The sequence below is a fragment of the Halorubrum sp. PV6 genome (assembly GCF_003990725.2).
GTDB lineage: Archaea > Halobacteriota > Halobacteria > Halobacteriales > Haloferacaceae > Halorubrum.
On sequence record NZ_CP030064.1, the window covers coordinates 2,357,558 to 2,374,236 of the forward strand.

General features: G+C 69.9%; 13 protein-coding genes. 3 read left to right on the forward strand and 10 right to left on the reverse strand.

Annotated elements, in window-relative coordinates; genetic code table 11:
- Positions 1–31 precede the first annotated feature (31 nt).
- Positions 32–2,347 (forward strand): tRNA(Met) cytidine acetyltransferase TmcA, encoded by a 2,316-nt coding sequence (gene tmcA, locus DOS48_RS25740; RefSeq protein ID WP_127118445.1) that lies wholly within the window; start codon positions 32–34, stop codon positions 2,345–2,347.
- 38 nt (positions 2,348–2,385) lie between these two features.
- On the opposite strand, the gene DOS48_RS25745 is transcribed toward tmcA, so the two are convergent.
- Complete coding sequence (locus DOS48_RS25745; protein ID WP_127118446.1) at positions 2,386–2,715, reverse strand: ferredoxin family protein; 330 nt, start codon at positions 2,713–2,715, stop codon at positions 2,386–2,388.
- Between the two features lie 102 nt (positions 2,716–2,817).
- Complete coding sequence (locus tag DOS48_RS25750) at positions 2,818–4,590, reverse strand: glutamate--tRNA ligase (RefSeq protein WP_127118447.1); 1,773 nt, start codon at positions 4,588–4,590, stop codon at positions 2,818–2,820.
- 343 nt (positions 4,591–4,933) lie between these two features.
- Between DOS48_RS25750 and DOS48_RS25755 the strand changes: the two genes are divergently transcribed.
- Positions 4,934–5,173 carry a hypothetical protein gene (locus tag DOS48_RS25755; protein WP_193309325.1) on the forward strand — a complete coding sequence of 80 codons (240 nt, stop codon included), beginning with the start codon at positions 4,934–4,936 and terminating at the stop codon, positions 5,171–5,173.
- A 26-nt stretch (positions 5,174–5,199) separates the two neighbouring features.
- Here the strand turns inward: DOS48_RS25755 and surE are convergent, their stop codons facing one another.
- Together surE and carA are read right to left on the reverse strand one after the other, a co-directional pair.
- A complete protein-coding gene (surE, locus tag DOS48_RS25760) occupies positions 5,200–6,096 on the reverse strand; it encodes a 5'/3'-nucleotidase SurE (protein WP_127118448.1) in 897 nt (298 codons plus the stop codon).
- Positions 6,097–6,236: 140 nt separating this feature from the next.
- The gene (carA, locus tag DOS48_RS25765) at positions 6,237–7,298 is read right to left on the reverse strand and encodes a glutamine-hydrolyzing carbamoyl-phosphate synthase small subunit (RefSeq protein WP_127118449.1); all 1,062 of its coding nucleotides are present in this window, start codon (positions 7,296–7,298) and stop codon (positions 6,237–6,239) included.
- Positions 7,299–7,394: 96 nt separating this feature from the next.
- On the opposite strand from carA, the gene DOS48_RS25770 reads away from it, so the two are divergent.
- Complete coding sequence (locus DOS48_RS25770) at positions 7,395–7,808, forward strand: Lrp/AsnC family transcriptional regulator (RefSeq protein ID WP_127118450.1); 414 nt, start codon at positions 7,395–7,397, stop codon at positions 7,806–7,808.
- Between the two features lie 95 nt (positions 7,809–7,903).
- On the opposite strand, the gene DOS48_RS25775 is transcribed toward DOS48_RS25770, so the two are convergent.
- The 6 genes from DOS48_RS25775 to DOS48_RS25800 all read right to left on the reverse strand — a co-directional run bounded on the left by DOS48_RS25775 (position 7,904) and on the right by DOS48_RS25800 (position 16,580).
- On the reverse strand, positions 7,904–10,714 hold the full coding sequence (locus tag DOS48_RS25775; protein ID WP_127118451.1) for a TRAP transporter permease: 2,811 nt from the start codon (positions 10,712–10,714) through the stop codon (positions 7,904–7,906).
- The gene (locus DOS48_RS25780; protein ID WP_127118452.1) at positions 10,711–11,205 is read right to left on the reverse strand and encodes a DUF1850 domain-containing protein; all 495 of its coding nucleotides are present in this window, start codon (positions 11,203–11,205) and stop codon (positions 10,711–10,713) included. Before DOS48_RS25780 ends, DOS48_RS25775 begins: the two co-directional genes overlap by 4 nt.
- Positions 11,206–11,298: 93 nt before the next feature.
- Positions 11,299–12,273 carry a TAXI family TRAP transporter solute-binding subunit gene (locus DOS48_RS25785; protein WP_127118453.1) on the reverse strand — a complete coding sequence of 325 codons (975 nt, stop codon included), beginning with the start codon at positions 12,271–12,273 and terminating at the stop codon, positions 11,299–11,301.
- 353 nt (positions 12,274–12,626) lie between these two features.
- The gene (gene icd / locus DOS48_RS25790; RefSeq protein ID WP_127118454.1) at positions 12,627–13,889 is read right to left on the reverse strand and encodes an isocitrate dehydrogenase (NADP(+)); all 1,263 of its coding nucleotides are present in this window, start codon (positions 13,887–13,889) and stop codon (positions 12,627–12,629) included.
- 90 nt (positions 13,890–13,979) lie between these two features.
- Complete coding sequence (locus tag DOS48_RS25795; protein ID WP_127118455.1) at positions 13,980–14,957, reverse strand: glycosyltransferase; 978 nt, start codon at positions 14,955–14,957, stop codon at positions 13,980–13,982.
- Between the two features lie 66 nt (positions 14,958–15,023).
- Positions 15,024–16,580 carry an HTTM domain-containing protein gene (locus tag DOS48_RS25800; RefSeq protein WP_127118456.1) on the reverse strand — a complete coding sequence of 519 codons (1,557 nt, stop codon included), beginning with the start codon at positions 16,578–16,580 and terminating at the stop codon, positions 15,024–15,026.
- Positions 16,581–16,679: the final 99 nt, after the last annotated feature.

Below are 16,679 nucleotides of genomic sequence, written 5' to 3' on the forward strand. Positions count from 1 at the left end.
CATCCGCGCGCCCCGGAAACGGAGACCAAAGATGATCGCGACGCTGGCGCGAGACGCGAAGCGGGCGGCCGAGCGGGCGAACGAGCGACGCGTCCTCGTGTTCGCCGGCGACCGCGACCGCGGCTTCGACGCGGCCTACGACGCGATCGAAGCCGTCGTCGACGACGGAGCGGGCGACGCCGACGACTCGCCCGCGGTGTCGGTCGTCTCCACGCGAGAGGGGTTCCGCTTCGAGGAACACCGCCCGCGGAGCGCCGACGATCTCCTCGGTCGCACCCGCGAGGTCGTCGTCGTCGACTGCCACGAGCAGTTCGTCCCGAACGCGCTCGGTCGGACCGTCGGCGCGGTCGACGGCGGCGGGCTCCTCGTCCTGTTGACGCCCGACCTCGACGCGTGGCCCGAGGTTCGCGACCGGTTCGACGACTCGCTCGCGGTGCCGCCGTTTACAATCGAGGACGTGACCGGCCGGTTCCGAGAGCGCTTCGTCGGGACCCTCCGGTCGCATCCGGGGATCGCCGTCGTCTCGCTCGGCGGAGCCGACGGGCACCCGAGCGTCGAGCGCGACGGCGGCGTCGGCCGAGCGCCCGACGCGGAGGCGGCGGGAACCGAGCCGGAGAGCGAGCCGAGGGCGGAGTCGCCGCCTCACCCCCCGAACGCGACGTTCCCGCCCGCCGCCTACGACGCGTGTCTCACGGGCGACCAGGTGCGGGCGGTGAGGGCCTTCGAGTCGCTCTCGACGCCGGGACACGCGGTCGTCGTCGAGGCTGATCGCGGGCGCGGCAAATCGAGCGCGGCGGGGCTCGCGGCCGGCTCGCTCGCGCTCGCCGGCAAGGACGTGGTAGTCACGGCGCCGGCGTTTCGCAACGCGGCCGAACTGTTCGCGCGCGCGTCGGAGCTGATCGGAGCGAGCGTCGACGCGGAGCGGCGCCGGATCGACGCGCCCGACGGCGGCTGCGTTCGGTACCTGCCGCCCGCCGCGGCCGCCGACCTGCCCGCGGCCCCGGACGCGGTGCTCGTCGACGAGGCGGCGGCGCTCCCCGTGCGCCTGCTGGAGCGGTACCTCGACGCACCCGCCGTCGCGTTCTGCACGACGGTGCACGGCTACGAGGGCGCCGGTCGCGGGTTCGCGATCCGGTTTAAATCCCGCCTGCGCGACAGCCGGTTCGCGGTCCGGGAGGTCCGCCTCGACGAGCCGATCCGGTACGCCCGGAACGACCCGGTGGAGGCGTGGGCGTCGCGCGCGCTCTTACTCGACGCGCGGCCGGCGGTGGACGCGGCTGTCGCGGACAGCACGGTCGAGACGGCGACGTATCGGGCGGTCGCGCCGGACGACCTGCTCGCCGACGAGGCGCTGCTCCGCGAGGCGTTCGGGCTGCTCGTCGCCGCCCACTACCGCACCGAGCCGAACGACCTCGCGCGGCTGCTCGACGCGCCGAACCTCACCGCGAGAGCCCTCGTCGACGACGGACGAGTGGTCGCGGTCGCCATGCTCGCTCGCGAGGGCGGCCTCGACGCCGACACCCGCCGGAAGATGTACGAGGGCGAGCGCGTCCGCGGCAACATGGTCCCGGACGTGCTCACGAGCCAGCTCCGCGACGTGGACGCGGCCGAGCCGCGCGGGCTCCGGACGGTCCGGATAGCGACCCACCACGCCTGCAGAGACGAGGGGTTCGGCTCGCGGCTGCTCGACGAGATACACGGGGAGTTCGGTCGGGGTCGAGGCGGCGAGGAGGCCGGCGCGGTCGACTACTTCTCCGTCGGGTACGGCGCCACCCCGCGCCTGCTCCGCTTCTGGCGGCGGGCCGGCTACCGGACGGTCCACCTCTCGACGTCGCGCAACGACGCCTCCGGCGAACACTCCGCGATCATGGTACGGCCCGTCGGCGAGGGGGCCGGCCGGGCGCTGCTCGACCGCAACGCGACCGCCTTCCGCGACCGCGAGCGCGACGGGCTCTCGGACGCCCACCGGGACGTGGACCCCGATGTGGTCGCCGGCGCGCTCCGCGCCTGCTCGGCCGAGGTGCCGATCGATCTCACCCGGCGGGAGTGGCGCTCGGTCGTCGGCGCGTCGTTCGGCCCGGGGATGTACGACAGCGCGCCCGGCGCGTTCCGGGACCTCGCGCTCGCGGCGCTGATCGAGGGCGTTCCGGCGCTCGACGGGCGCGAGGCGCGCCTGCTCGTCCGGAAGGTGTTACAGGGCCGCCCGTGGGAGTCGGTCGCCGAGGAGCTCGGCTACGTCTCGACGGCCGCCTGTATGCGCGCGCTCGGCGACGCCTACGAGCCGCTCGTCGAACGGTACGGGAGCGAGTTCGCCCGGCGCGAGCGGGAGCGGTTTCGCGGTGACTGAGCGGGATTTATAAGTAGGTCACGCGGCCGGCGGCGCGCTTATAACCGGTTCGCGCGGCCGGGGTCGACGTCGATGGCGTCGACCGGACAGACGTCGACACAGAGCATACAGTCGATACACTGGTCCTCGTCGGCGGGGTTCGCTTTCCGCTCCGACTCGGGGTGGCCGGGCGTGTCGACCCACTCGAACACGTCGACCGGGCAGTCCTCCAGGCACGCGCCGTCGGCGAGACAGATGTCGAAGTCGACCGCGACGTGCGTGCCGCGGATCCCCTGCTTTTCGGGCGGTTCGACCGGCCCCCAGACGGCGACGCCGTCCTCCTCGCCGACCTGTTCCCGGTTCTGTTCGAAGTTCGAGTCGATGGCCATCGTTGCCCTCGTTTCGCCGGTCGCGGGTTTAAACTCCCCGACGACGGGATTCGCTCGGTAAAAGGGCGGCCGCGACGCCGCGGCCGGCCGGACCGCGTTCGCCTACGGGTGCGCGTAGTACGCCAGCAGGTCCTCGGAGCCGTCCGGACCGTCGTCCTCGTCGGTCGCCTCGGGGTCGAACGCGTCGATGCGAGCGAAGCCGACGCGCTCGAACTGGACGACGGTGTCGGGCTCGACGTCGGCTATCGCGGGCTCGGCGTAGCCGACCACGTCGCCGGAGACCGTCCGCAGGCGGGTCGCGAGCCCCTCGTCGGCCGGCGCCCAGTGGATCACGTCCACGTCGCCGTCGCGGACCACGTCGATGTCGGCGTCGACGAAGACCAGTTCGTCGCCCTCGTCGCGCACGCAGCCGTACCCCTTGAGCCAGACGCGTTCGCCCTCGGGCGGACGGTCGGACGACTCGACGACGACCCGACCGGCGGGCACCTCCCGGTCGCCGCGGTCCGGGAAGTCGGGGTGGAAGGGCGGGTGGCCGGCCGCGGGCGCGGGCGCTCCGCCGTCGACGACCGGTAGTTCGACCGCCGGGTCGTCCTCGCGGTCGCGGACGAGGAAGAAGCGGTCGGCCTCGTCGTCGACGATGTCCCGGTTGTTCGCGTACACCGACGACATCGCCAGATCGACGTCGGAGGTGGACATCCCCAGCGCCGTCATCGAGTCGACGAGCGCCTGTCCCTGGATTCCGCGGCGGCGCATGGACCGAATCGTCGGCGCGCGCGGGTCGTCCCAGCCCGTCAACTCGCCGTCTTCGATGAGGCCTTTGATCGTCGACGTCGAGAGTTTCACGTCGTACTCGTCGACCTGCACGTGGCCCCAGTGGAGGACCTCGGGGTACTCCCAGTCGAAGTAGTCGTAGACGAACCGCTGGCGCTTCGCGGAGTCCTGGAGGTCGATGCCGCGGATGATGTGGGTGACGCCCGTGAGGTGGTCGTCGACGCCGGACTGGAAGTCGAGCATGGGCCAGCAGCGGTAGTCCGCGGCCGCCTCGCGCGGGTGCGGCGTGTCGATCATTCGGAAGGCCACCCAGTCGCGCAGCGCGGGGTTTTTGTGCTCGATGTCGGTCTTCACGCGGAGGACCATCTCGCCGGAGTCGTACTCCCCGTCGACCATCGCGGCGAACTCCTCGTGGACCGTCTCGGCGTCCTTCTCGCGGTGCGGACAGGGCTCGGCGTCGTTTTTCAGCGACGAGAAGGTCTCGCCGGAACACGAGCAGGTGTACGCGCCGCCGAGGTCGATCAGGTCGCGGGCGTGGTCGTAGTACGTCTCCAGCCGGTCGGAGGCTTTCAGCACGCGGTCGGCCTCGAAGCCGAGGTACGCGATGTCCTCCAAGATGGCGTCGTACGCGTCCAGATCGGGTCGTTTCGTCTCCGGGTCGGTGTCGTCGAACCGGCAGATGAGCTCGCCGTCGTACCGCTCCTTGTACGTCCCGATGACGGCGGGCATGCGCGCGTGGCCGACGTGCCACGGACCGTTCGGGTTCGGGGCGGCGCGCATCACGACTGCGCCGTCCTCGGCGTTCGGCAGCTCGGGGAGGACGTGGTCGTCCGTCTCGTCGTCGGCCTCCAGCGCCGCGAGGCGGTCGGGCGCGAGTTCGCCGAGGCGGTCGCGACGCTCGGCTTCGTCCATGTCGGCGACCCGGTTCACGACCGGCGCGACGACGCCGGGGATCTCGTCGCCGTGCGGTCGGAAGTCGGGGTTCTCGCCCATGAGCGGGCCCATGATGGCGCCCACGTCCGGGTCGTTGCCGTGTTTGAGCGCGTTAAACAGCGCGGCGGTCTCGGCGGCCGCCTCGGCGCGCTCGCGGAGTTCGTCGTCCATGCCGGTCGGTTGTCGGGGTCGGCTCAAAAACGCCGCGGAACGGCGGTCGCGGAGGCGGCTCGCGGGGGCGCGAGCGCCGCGGGGCCGCGGGTAGGGGTATCGAAGCCGTGGCGCCGGACCCACCTAAATCGTCGAGACCGTTCACGCCGCGAGGACCGCCGCGTCGCCGTGAACGGTCGAGAGGCTTATTACCGCTCGATAACGTAGATATGCGATCTGCTAGCAAGACAACCTCTGAGGCCGCCGTGCGCCGGCTCCGCCGGGTTGATATCGGGGCGAACCGTTGTGCGGCTATGGACACGGGAGCGACCGACGGCCGGGCGCGGCAGACGAGGGGGTCGACGTGGTAGGACCGATAACCGAATCGGAGCGCGACGCCGGCAACCGGCGAATAAAACTCGTTATTCTGCTCATCGTGGCGACGTCGCCGCCGCTCATCTCGCTCCAGTTCGACCCCTCCCCGCTCGAACTCCTCGCGGCGCTCGGCGCCGGAACGGCGCTGGGGCTCGTCGTCGTGTGGTACCTCAGTCGGTTGGGAACGGAGTTCGCCGGCAGTTCGCGCCGACCGGACCGGCGACGGTGAGCGGAGCGTAACCGGCTGTCTCGGCGTCAGTCCTGTTCGATCCGCGAACTCGCGGACGCGCCCGACTCCGGAGCGGTGACCACCTCGCCGGCGCGGTCGCCGGTGATCGACCGGGACGACGACAGCGGCGAGATGCTCACTTCGCCCTCAATCACCGCGAGCCGGTCCGAGCCGGGGTCGTCGGCCACGTCGCCGCGGAGGAACTCCCGCCAGAAGCGGTCGCGGAGCTCCATGCCCATCTCGCCGCGCCGCTCGTTGACCGACCAGCCCTCGGGGACGTTCTCGGGTTCCGACGGCGCGTCGCCGGGGTGGAACTCGATGACGTCGAAGCCGCGCGCGGGCTCGGTCAGCCGGTAGGTGGGGTCGGCGGCCGTCTCGTCGCCGGCCGCGGGGACGTTGACGTTCAACACGTCGGCCCCGAAGGGGAGGACGAGGCCGTCGTCGCCGCGCTCCGCGCGCTCGATCAGGTCGACAACGACGCGCGCGGCGACCGCGAAGTCGCTGTGGTCGAGCGTCGGCGGGACGGGGAGGTTCCCGCGGTCGTACAGCGACACCGCGATCGCCGGGGTCCCGAGGAACGACGCCTCCATCGCGGCGCCGACCGTGCCGGACTGCCCGAGGATGTGCGCGCCGATGTTCGGGCCGTGGTTACAGCCGGAGACGACCACGTCTGGGTCGAGGCCGAGCGCCACCTCCGCGACGGCGACGCAGTCGGCGGGCGTGCCCTCGACCGCGTAGCCCGCGTCGGTCTCCGTGTACTCGACGGTCGTGTCCCACCACGAGCGCGCGCCGCCGACACCGGACTGGTTGCTCTTGGGGGCGACCACCGTCACGTCGTACTCGCGACCGAGCGCGTCGGCCAGCGCCCGGATCCCGACGGCGTCGATACCGTCGTCGTTGGTGAGGAGGATCTCCGTCGTCATGATCGACACTGCGAGCGGACGGGAGAAAACGTCGCCGGTCGCAGACGAGCGACGGTAGCGGCGAAAAACGGGGGTCGCGGGCGTCGTCCGGGTGGTACTCGCGGATGGTCAGCCGGAGGGCGGAGTCCGTCGGCGGGCGCTCAGTCGGCCGAGACGGGCGGGGCGGACCGCGCCAACTCCAGCACCTCGTCGAAGAAGCCGAGGGAGTCGTGCGGGCCGGGGTTTGCTTCGGGGTGGTACTGGCGGGTGATGACGTCGAGTTCGGCGCTGTCGAGGCCCTCGACCGTGTCGTCGTTGACGTTCACCTGCGTCACCTCAAGCGGGCCGGTGTCGGCGACGGTGTAGCCGTGGTTCTGCGTCGTCATCACGACCTGGCCGCTGCGGAGGTCCTTGACCGGCTGGTTGACGCCGCGGTGGCCGAACATCATCTTCTCCGTCGAACCGCCGAGCGCGCTCGTGATGACCTGCTGGCCGAGACAGATGCCGGCCATCGGCAGGTCGCCGGCGAAGGCGTCGACGACGGCCTGCGCCGCGACGAAGTTCTCCGGGTCGCCGGGGCCGTTCGAGACGAAGAGGATGTCGGGGTCGATGTCGGCCACGTCCTCGGGCGAGGCGTCGTACGGCAGGACGTGGACGTCCGCGCCGCGCTCGGTGAGCGAGGTGATGATAGAGCCCTTGGCGCCGCAGTCGATGAGCGCCACGTCGGCGACGCCGTCGCCCTCGTGGACGGTCGGCTCGGACACCGACACCTGCGCGCCGATGTCGACGTGGTCGCTCATCGGCTCGCACGTCTCCATCTCCGCGACCGCGTCCTCGGGGGTGACGTCGGGGCCGGCGGCGATCCCGCAGGCCATCGCGCCCTCCTCGCGGACGGTCGTGACGATTTCGCGGGTGTCGACGTGGTCGACCGCGGGCACGTCTTCGCCGTCGAGCCAGTCGGCCACGTCGTCGGTCAGCTCGCGGGCGATGGCCGCGCGGGGCTGGACCGACTCGGACTCGAACCGTTCAGTTCGGACGCCGTAGTTCCCGATCAGCGGGTACGAGAAGGTGAGGATCTGTTCGGCGTAGGAGGGGTCGGTAAGCGACTCCTCGTAGCCGGTGTACGCGGTCGTAAACACCAGTTCGCCGCGGGTGCGCCCCGGCGAGCGAGCGCGCGCTTCGAGCACGCGACCGTCAGCCAGCGCGATATAGGCGTCCGACATTACGAGAAACGTACGTGTATAGGGTAATAAATGCGTCGTTCGTAGATACGTTACGATATTCGTAACGAGTAAGTCGGCGGAGCGAGACGAAGAGGTATGGACGATCTCGATCGCCGGATCCTCTCGATACTGCGGCGGGACGCGCGAACCCCCTACACGGAGATCGCGGACCGCGTCGGCACCTCCGAGGGGACGGTGCGCAACCGCGTCGACCGCATGACGGAGGAGGGCGTGATCGAGCGGTTCACCGTCACGACCCGCACCGGCAACGTGAAGGCGATGATCGAGATCTCGGTGGAGATGAACGTCGACACCGCGGCCGTCGGCGAGCGGATGGTCGACTGGGAGGAGGTGGATTTCGTCTGGCAGGTGTCCGGCGAGGACGACGTGGTCTTAGTCGTCGACGCCGTGGACACCCGCGCCGTCAACGAACTCATCTCGCAGGCCCGCGAGATGGACGAGGTCAAATCGACGAAGACGCGGCTCATTCTGGACGAGCGGTTGGGCTGAGCGACTCGGCGTGCCGACGCGAGGAGCGCTGGTCCTATTTAAATAAAACCGCGAAGTCGATGAGCGCACAGCGGACGAAACACGGCGAGCGACGCTTACGCCGACTCTGACTCGCCGGCGAGGGTCGCACCCGCGTCGCTGCCTCCGTCGCGGTCGGCCGCTCGCCGGTTCCGGAGGGCGAACAGCGCGAACAGCACGAATCCGATCCCGCGCAGGGCCAGATCCAACAGGAGCGCGTTGACCGAGACCGAGGCGCCGAGGAGCCCGAGGATGTCGAAGACGGGGTCCGAGAGCATCCCCGGCGCCATCAACAGCAGGGCGCTGAGCGCGAACACCGCTCGGGCGGGTCGGCTGACTCGGGTGTACAGCGTCCCGATGACGGTGGCGCCGAGCGCGATCACCCCGAGGAACACCCCGACGACGGGAATGAGTATCTCGGGGATCGAGTAGGACAGCTCGGCGAGGTCGGAGAAGCCGACCACCTGATACTGCTTGCCGTCCGTCATGCCCGGAATCTCTCTGAGCAGGACGATCCCCGGCGCGAACACGAACGCGAAGGGAACGATCGCCTTGTTTAGCGACAGCGAGAACGCCTGAACGCCGGTTTGGAACGGATCGGATTTGGCAACCCCGCTCGCCGCGTACGCCGCAACCGCGACCGGCGGCGTGATGTCGGCGACGACGCCGAAGTAGAGGATGTAGAGGTGGGCGGCGAGCAGCGGAATCCCGAACTGGACGAGCGGCGTCGCCAGCATCGAGATGAGGATGATGTAGGTGACCGTCGTCGGCATCCCCATCCCGAGGATGATGCTCGCGATGGCCGTCACGAGCAGCATGATCACCTTCGAGCCGCCGGAGAGCGCCAACAGCAGCGACGTGAGGTTCGGTCCGAGGCCGGAGACGCTGATGACGCCGGGGATGATCCCCGCGGCCGCGACCGCGATCACGACCGGAACCGCGGTTCGCGCGCCCTCGTCCATCGATTTGACGACGAAGGTTCCGAGCTTGAACGGCTGGCTGTCACCCAGGTCTCGCCCGGTTCGCTCGCCGAGGTCTTCCGCGGTCTCGCGGATCTCGGGGTTGAGTTCGAGCAGCGACGCGTCCAGATTCGGCCGCGAGAGCAGCGTCACCACGCCTGCCAACATCACGTACCACTCGGTGCCGGCCGTGACGGCGGTCGCGGCCTCCACGAGTGAGAGTCCCTCGCCGCCGGCGCCGGTCACGAGCCCGAGGACGGGCACGCCCGCGACGACGTAACTCGCCAGTTCGACGCCCACGATGGCCGAGAGGACGCCGAAGAGCCGGAGCCGCGTCTCCTTGCTGTACGCGGCGATGAAGGCGATGAGCGCGACGAGCGCCACCAGCGTGAACCACGCCGACCGGGAGACGGAGAGCCGCTCGACGATGAGGTAGTACAGGAGGAGCCCGATCGGAACGAGGTAGAACCAGCCGTATTTGAGGTGTTCGACGAGGCCGACCGTGTCCTCGGCGGCCACGCCCCCGATGTCCTGCTCGACCGCCTTGAGGTGAACCATCACCCACACGCCGAAGAAGAAGACGACCGCCGGAATCGTCGAGAGGATGATGATCTCCGCGAACGGCGTCGCGGTGTACTGCACCATCAGGAAGGCGGCCGCGCCCATCACGGGCGGGAGGATCTGTCCACCGGAGGAGGCGGACGACTCGACGGCGCCGGAGAACTCGGGCGAGTAGCCCGACCGCTTCATCAGCGGGATGGTGAACGCGCCGGTCGTGACCGTGTTAGCGATCGAGGAGCCGGAGATGGTCCCCATGAAGCCGCTGGCGAGGATGCTCGCTTTCGCCGGGCCGCCCTTGCGGCGCCCGGTGAGCGCGTACGCGAGGTCGATGAACCACTGGCCGGCCCCGCTCATCTCGAGGAACGAGCCGAAGAGGATGAAGATGTAGATGAAGCTCACCGAGACGGTGACCGGTATCCCGAAGACACCGTTTTCGGTGTTATACCAGAGGTTCTGCACGATGTCCGGCCAGGTGAGTTCCGGAATCGCGAGCAGCCCGAGGAAGGGCGTGCTCCCGCTGATGAGGTACCCCCACCGGGCGTAGACGATGAACGTGGCGACGATGATCATCAGCGGGACCCCGAGAGTGCGACGCGTGGCCTCCAAGACGAGCAACACGCCGATGGCGCCGAGCGCCATCGCGTACGAGTACTCGCTCACGAACGGCACGCCGCCGAGGAGCGGCTGCAGGAAGGCGTACACCTCGGTAATCGGGCGCCCCGAGTCGATCCCGAAGACGCGCATGTTCTGGATCTCCGCGAACTCGGTGAGGAAGTACAGCGCCGACAGGATCGCCGCCGCGATACACACGAGGTCGAACGGCGTCACCCGCTGGCGGTCCGGATCGAGGAACGCCCATCGGAAGACCGACCGGACGCCGGCGGCCAGCCGCGTGATCGGGCTGTTCGAACCGAGCCGCTGGGCGAGCCCCGGCACGACGCGGCCGAGGTTCCTCGCGACGAACCCGTCGCCCATGCTCCCCGGAAACAGCAGGAACGTGAGCACGAGCGCGAAGGAGACGTGGATCGCGTTCGCCTGGAGGAGCTGGAGCGACACCCGCACCGGCGACAGCGAGAGTCCGGCGATCTCGACGGTGGGCAGCCACACCGTGAAGGTGAAACTGCGGGCGGCGAGGAACAGCTGGAACACCGAAAACAGGATGCCGATGGCCGCGACCGCCACCGCCGCGGCGCCCTGGAGCGAGCGGCGGCGCTCGATCTCGTCTATCAGTTCGTCGGCCTCCTCGCGGGAGATGGCCTCGTCGTCCGGCGGCGCGTCCGTGCCGGGAGCGGCGGGCCCACCGGGGTCTCGCGGGCCGCCATCGTTCGGGTCGTCGGTGCCGCCGTCGGTTCGGTGAGTCGTAGTCATAGGGTCATCTCAAGGATCGAGCGTCGTTCGATGTGAAGCGTGACGTCGTTACCGTTGCTGACCGCGACGAGGTCGTGTTCCCGCCCGTCGACGATCAGCGTGTGACCGGCTATCCGGCCGGGCGAGACAGAGAGGCGTTCGAGTTCCGTGATCGGCTCCGCGGGGTCGTACACCAGGGTCCCGTTGACGTTCGTGACGTTGACGCGCGCGGGGAGCCCCCACCCGTACGACTCGAACTCCATCCGCGTGTTCACGAGCGTCTCGCCGTCGACGCGGTACTCGTCGTACACGCGCGACTTCTCGACGCTGTGGGTGTACTCCAGCGCGACGGTGCTCCCGGAGTCGACCGGCTCCGAGAGGTACTGTTCACCCGTCTCGGTGTCCTCGACGACGAGGACGTCTCCCGCCGGCGCCGTCGCCGCCACGCCGACGACGAGCACCACGGCTGCGAGGAGCGCGGCGCCCGCGACCGAGCGAGAAAGGTGACCCATGGTTTCGGGTGATTGTGGTGTGATCGAGTTTGAAACGGTTGCGAAACGACCCGCGACGAGACGGCGGGTCGAGTCAGCTCACGACGGCGTGAGTTAGGCGTCGAAGTATGCCGCAGCGCCCTCGTGCAGTTCGATCGACATCCCGTCCTGCGCGCTGTCGGCGGTGATGAAGTCGGTCTTGATCGAGAGGTCGCCCACGTTGTCGAAGATGGCCGCCGTGACCGTCTCGACGGTGTCGGCCGGAACGTCGGCGTTCGTCGCGATCATCGCCTGCACGGCGACGGTCTCGACGGCCTCGTCGACGCCGCTGTACGTGCCCGCCGGGATGGTGTCGTTGGCGAACCAGGAGGCGTCGGACTTGACGGCCTCGCGGTTGTCGCCGGCGATCGGAACGATCTGGATGTCGTTCGTGTTCGCGAGGTCCTCGATGGCACCGACCGGCCAGCCGCCGACGACGAAGGCCGCGTCGATGTCGCCGTTCGCGAGCTGTTCGGACGCCTGCGAGAAGCCGGCGTTCTGCTCGCTGTAGTCGGAGATGCCGAGCGACTCCAGGATCTGGTTCGCGTTGACCTGCGTCCCCGAGCCGAGGTCGCCGGTGTTGATCGTGGCGCCGCTGAGGTCGCCGACCGAGGAGATGTCGTTCTCGGCGAGCGTGACGAGCGTGATGGTCTCCGGGTACAGCGTCGCGACGCCCTGGAGGCTCTCGATCGGTTCGTCCTGGAAGGCGTCGATGCCGGTCCCGTTCTTCGCGAACGAGGCGACGTCGTTCTGGATCAGCGCGAAGTCGGCGGAGCCGTCCGCGAGGCTCCCGACGTTCTCCACGCTGGCGCCCGTCGACTGGACGTTGAGCGAGAAGTCGGTGTTGGCCTCGACGACCGTCTTGAACTCGTTCGAGAGCGGGTAGTAGGTGCCGCCGGTACCGCCGGCGTGCCAGCTCAGACGGTTCGAGTCGCCACCGTCGCCGCCGTCCCCGCCGTCGCCGCCGTTTCCGCTACAGCCGGCCAGTGCGGCCACGCCAGCGACGCCCGTCGCTTTCAGGAACTTCCGTCGTGTTCGGTGTGAAGACATACGATAGTCAAATGCGAGTACGAACATAAATACCTGAGGATATTACAAAAGATCGTTCGTGATCGACCACCGAGACGGTACTGCGAAACACAGGTGCGTATTTTACCGAAAGGTGTGAAATCGCGCTCGATAGTCGAGCTCACAGTAACTCGCGACGGTCGATCCGCCGGACGGTCGCTCGGCCGGGCGGGCCGACGAGTGGGCAGTGGTGACATGTCTGGGGGCAGAGCGAATCGGGTCAGAGACGGCTCCGGAGACGGCGCGGAAAAATACCCAGCGTGTCGGAGACCGCGCTCAGGCGAGGTCGTCGACGTTCTCGGAAACGAAAGATTTCCGAGCGCTCGAAGGGCGGTCTACGACAGTTGTTCGATGTTCTCGACGACGGCGTCGGCGAACTCGCTGGTCGCGAGCTTCTCGCCGCCCTCGATCTGTCGGTGGAGGTCGTAGGTGACCTGACCCGAGGAGATGGTCTCTTCGACGGCGTCGCGCACGAGGTCCGCGGCGTCGGACCAGCCGAGGTAATCGAGCATCTCGCGGCCGGAGAGGATCATGGCGGTGGGGTTGACCTTGTCCTCGCCGGCGTACTTGGGCGCGGAGCCGTGGACCGGCTCGGCGAGACAGCGACCGTGGCCGCGGTTGATACCGGGTGCGATGCCGAGGCCGCCGATCTGTGCGCCGGCGGCGTCGGACATGTAGTCGCCGTTGAGGTTCATCGTCGCGATGACGGAGTACTCGTCGGTGCGGGTCAACAGCTGCTGGAGCATGTTGTCCGCGATGCGGTCTTTCACGACGAGCGTGCCCTCGGGCTGTTCGCCGTCGTGCTCCTCCCAGAGCTGGTCTTCGGTGATGACGTCGTCGCCGTACTCCTCTTCTGCGACCTCGTAGCCCCAGTCACGGAACGCGCCCTCGGTGAACTTCATGATGTTCCCCTTGTGGACGAGCGTGACCGAGTCGCGGTCGTTCGCGAGCGCGTAGTCGACCGCCTCGCGGATGAGGCGCTTCGAGCCGAACTCGGAGATGGGTTTGACGCCGATGCCGACCGGTCCGTCGTGGATCACGTCGGCGACATCCATATCCTGTTCTAAGAAGTCGCGTACCTCCTCGGACTCGTCGGTGCCGGCCTCCCACTCGATGCCGGCGTACACGTCTTCCGTGTTCTCGCGGAAGGTGATCATGTCCATCGCCTCGGGGTTTTTGACGGGCGACGGGACGCCGTCGAGGTGGTAGGTCGGGCGGACGTTCGCGTACAGGTCGAGCGTCTTGCGGAGCGCGACGTTCAGCGAGCGGAACCCGGCGCCGACGGGGGTCGTCAGCGGGCCCTTGATCGCGACGCGGTGGTCGCGGATGGCCGAGACGGTGTCCTCGGGGAGGTTCTCGTCGTACATCTCGCGGGCGCTGGAGCCGGCGTAGACGCGCATCCACGCGATGGAGCGGCCGGTCGCCTCTGCGGCCGCGTCGAGTACCTTCTGTGCGGCCGGTCCGACGTCGGTACCGATCCCGTCGCCGTGAATGATCGGGATGATCGGGTTCTCGGGGACGTTCAGCTCGCCGGTTTCCTCGTCGGCGAGCGTGATGGCCTCGCCGTCGTCGGGGACGTCGACTTTATCGTAGCTCATGAACGTCCGTGCGTTGACGGACCCGCGTAAAGTGCCTGCCGCTTTGTTTGTAGCCGCCGTATCAACGGGAATCCGCCGGTAGCAGCGATATCACACGGGAAGTACTTCCACGTCGAACAGCGAGCGCCATCGGTAGCGGCGGCCACCCCAGACGAAGGTCCGCCGAGCGAGCGCGTACGCGAGCAGCGGCGGCGAGACGAGGACCGACGGGAACGCGAGCAGGAACGTCGCCCGGCGAACCCCGAACCGGGCGTACACGGCGGCCGCGATGGCGGTGACGAGCCCGGCCCCGACCACCGGCGCGAGCAGACACAGGACGGCGGACGAGACGGCGAAGGCGACGTCGAACGCGGCCGCGCGAGGGGCGTGGAACCGGACGATCCGGAAGAACCGGACGAACCGCTCGACCGAGCCCCGGATCGAGCCGCCCGCGGGGACGGTCCGCGTCCGGTCTGCGGCCGTCACGTCGAGGTACTCGGTGAGCGTCCCGTCGTCGCTGACGGTCCGCCTGAGGTCGGCGAGGAGCGCCGCCTCCGGACCGGCGGCGGCCGCGGCGGCGTCGGAGACCGATTCGGGGCGAGCGAGGTCGTCGCGCTCGAAGACCACCGCGCCGCCCCAGGCGATGCCGCCGGCGAACACCGCGGCGGTCCCGCCGATCGCGTACGCAGGCTCGAAGAGTCTGGAGAGCGGGTCCTTTCCGACGAAGACGGGGACTTCCGTCGTCGGTCCGCGTCGCTCGTAGTCGGCGTTGAGCGTCGCGAGCCAGTCGTCCGGGTGCGCGAAGTCGTCGTCCGTCCAGACGATACGATCGTGGGCGGCCGCCTCCATCCCCGCCGCGATGGCGTTCGCCTTCCCGGAACAGCCCTCGGGCTCGGCGGCGAGGACGATCCGGACGCCGTCCGGCGTCGTCCCGCGGCGGTCCGCGACCGGGTCGTCGTCGGTGTCACAGAGGACAAGCAGTTCGTCCCGCGCGCCGAGTTGGCCGGCCACCTCGTCGCAGGCGCCGGTCCAGCGCACGGTCGGGAGGAGGACGGATATCGGCGGGCGATCCTGGTCCGTGGCAGTCACGTCGACCGATTCGGGCGGGGGGTTGATAAGTGTCGGTCGGCGGCGCGGCGTGCTCGCCCGAGAGAGTCACCGACACCGTCGCGCGCCGAGGTCGCGGCGGTCGACCACTCGGCGAGTGTCGGGGTCGAATTCGACGACGGAGAGCGTCACCGACGACGCCGCGCCGGCGGGCCCTGTCGCGCGATCACAGAGGTGCGCGAGGGTCGCGTCGACGCGCTCGGCGTCGGCCGTCGCGAGCAGCGAGACGTGCTTCCGCCAGCGAGCGGTGGGGTAGCCCCGAGCGTCGGAGGGGGGCCGGTCCGCCGCGACCGCGTCGCCGTACAGCGCGTCGATCCGGTCGCCGTCCGCGGTCGTCGCCGTCGCGAGGACGCGGGCGTCGGTCGACGGCGGCTCCGGCGCGAACATGTCCCAGTCGCTTTCGGCCGGGTCCGACACCGCCGCGACCGGCTCCGGCGCGTCGACGAGCCCGAGCCCCGTGGCCGTCCACGCGAGCAGCGCGACGAGGAGGACCGCGGCGACGGCGTCGAGGACCCGGCCGCGAGTCGCTCGGTCCGGGAGCGCTTTTAAACCGGGGCGGGCCGCGGCCGTGGCGCCGACCGCCGACGCGAGCCCGCGCTCGGCCGTCGACCGACACCGCTCGATGGCCGGCGCCGCCGCCGCTTCGATCCGGTCCCAGACGGGGGGCGGGAAGAACGCCACCAGCGCGGTCGCCGACACCAGCGGGAAGACGCCGATCTGCAGCGCGGGCGCCATCGACAGGTGAGCGGCGACGAGGGCGCCGGCGAGCGTCGTCCGAACGCGCCCGGTGGCCGCGACGAGCAGCGGGGAGGCGAGGAGGAGCGCGAGCCAGCCGTAGGTGGCGGCCGTAAGCAGCGCCGGGCTCTTGGGGACGAGCCCCCCGAGCGGGCCGTGGAGGTACGTGAGCCGGAAGACGGTCCCGACCGCCTCGCCCGCGGGCCACGCCTCGCCGCGGAGCTTCACGACCGCGTTCGAGACGTAGACGACGAGGACGACGATCAGGAGCAGGGCCGACCGAGGGCCGGCGAACCGGCGCGCCTCCGGGTTCCTCGCGGTCGTCGACCGGGCGTTCCGGACCGCGTCGACCGACCACCGAGCGCCGAGCGGACACAGCAGGCCCACCCCGAGCAGCTGCCAGAAGAGCGTGTCGCCGGCGTTGAGCACGAACGGGTTCCGCGCCTGCAGCGACGCCAGGAGGACGAACGAGACGGCGGCCGCGACCCGCGTCCGATAGCCGACCGCGAGCGCGACGGCGGCGACCGCGGCGAGGAGGAACAGCGCGGCGACAGCCCACGGCTCGCCCGAGCGCGCGTACAGCGAGGCTCCCGCGAGCGGGTACGACTCGACGAGCAGCGCGCGCGGGAGGACGCCGGCGTCGGTATAAAAGGCGGTCAGGTTCCGGGAGCGCAGCGCGAGGTCGACGAGGAGGAGGACGCCGAGCGCGATCCGGACGACGGCGAGCGCGCGCACGTCGATTCCGAGGCGGCGTCGGACCGCGGCACCGAGCGCGGGTGAGCGTCCGCGCGAACCGTCGGCCGCGCCCGCCGACGCCGACGCTGTCGGGGGTCGCGCGTCGTCGTCGTCGTCGTCTCGGCGGTCGGTCACGTGGTGACGACTCTCCGAGCGGCGTGCATACCTCTTTCGGGGACCGACGCGGTCGAGGGGCCCGCTTTCCGCGCGCTTATCCGGGCGCCGCGACACGTC

Excerpts from the sequence above, each read along its gene's own strand:
- tmcA (WP_127118445.1), top strand. The coding sequence starts at position 32 with ATGATCGCGACGCTGGCGCGAGACGCGAAGCGGGCGGCCGAGCGGGCG.
- DOS48_RS25745 (WP_127118446.1), bottom strand. The coding sequence starts at position 2,715 with ATGGCCATCGACTCGAACTTCGAACAGAACCGGGAACAGGTCGGCGAG.
- DOS48_RS25750 (WP_127118447.1), bottom strand. The coding sequence starts at position 4,590 with ATGGACGACGAACTCCGCGAGCGCGCCGAGGCGGCCGCCGAGACCGCC.
- surE (WP_127118448.1), bottom strand. The coding sequence starts at position 6,096 with ATGACGACGGAGATCCTCCTCACCAACGACGACGGTATCGACGCCGTC.
- carA (WP_127118449.1), bottom strand. The coding sequence starts at position 7,298 with ATGTCGGACGCCTATATCGCGCTGGCTGACGGTCGCGTGCTCGAAGCG.
- DOS48_RS25770 (WP_127118450.1), top strand. The coding sequence starts at position 7,395 with ATGGACGATCTCGATCGCCGGATCCTCTCGATACTGCGGCGGGACGCG.
- DOS48_RS25775 (WP_127118451.1), bottom strand. The coding sequence starts at position 10,714 with ATGACTACGACTCACCGAACCGACGGCGGCACCGACGACCCGAACGAT.
- DOS48_RS25780 (WP_127118452.1), bottom strand. The coding sequence starts at position 11,205 with ATGGGTCACCTTTCTCGCTCGGTCGCGGGCGCCGCGCTCCTCGCAGCC.
- DOS48_RS25785 (WP_127118453.1), bottom strand. The coding sequence starts at position 12,273 with ATGTCTTCACACCGAACACGACGGAAGTTCCTGAAAGCGACGGGCGTC.
- icd (WP_127118454.1), bottom strand. The coding sequence starts at position 13,889 with ATGAGCTACGATAAAGTCGACGTCCCCGACGACGGCGAGGCCATCACG.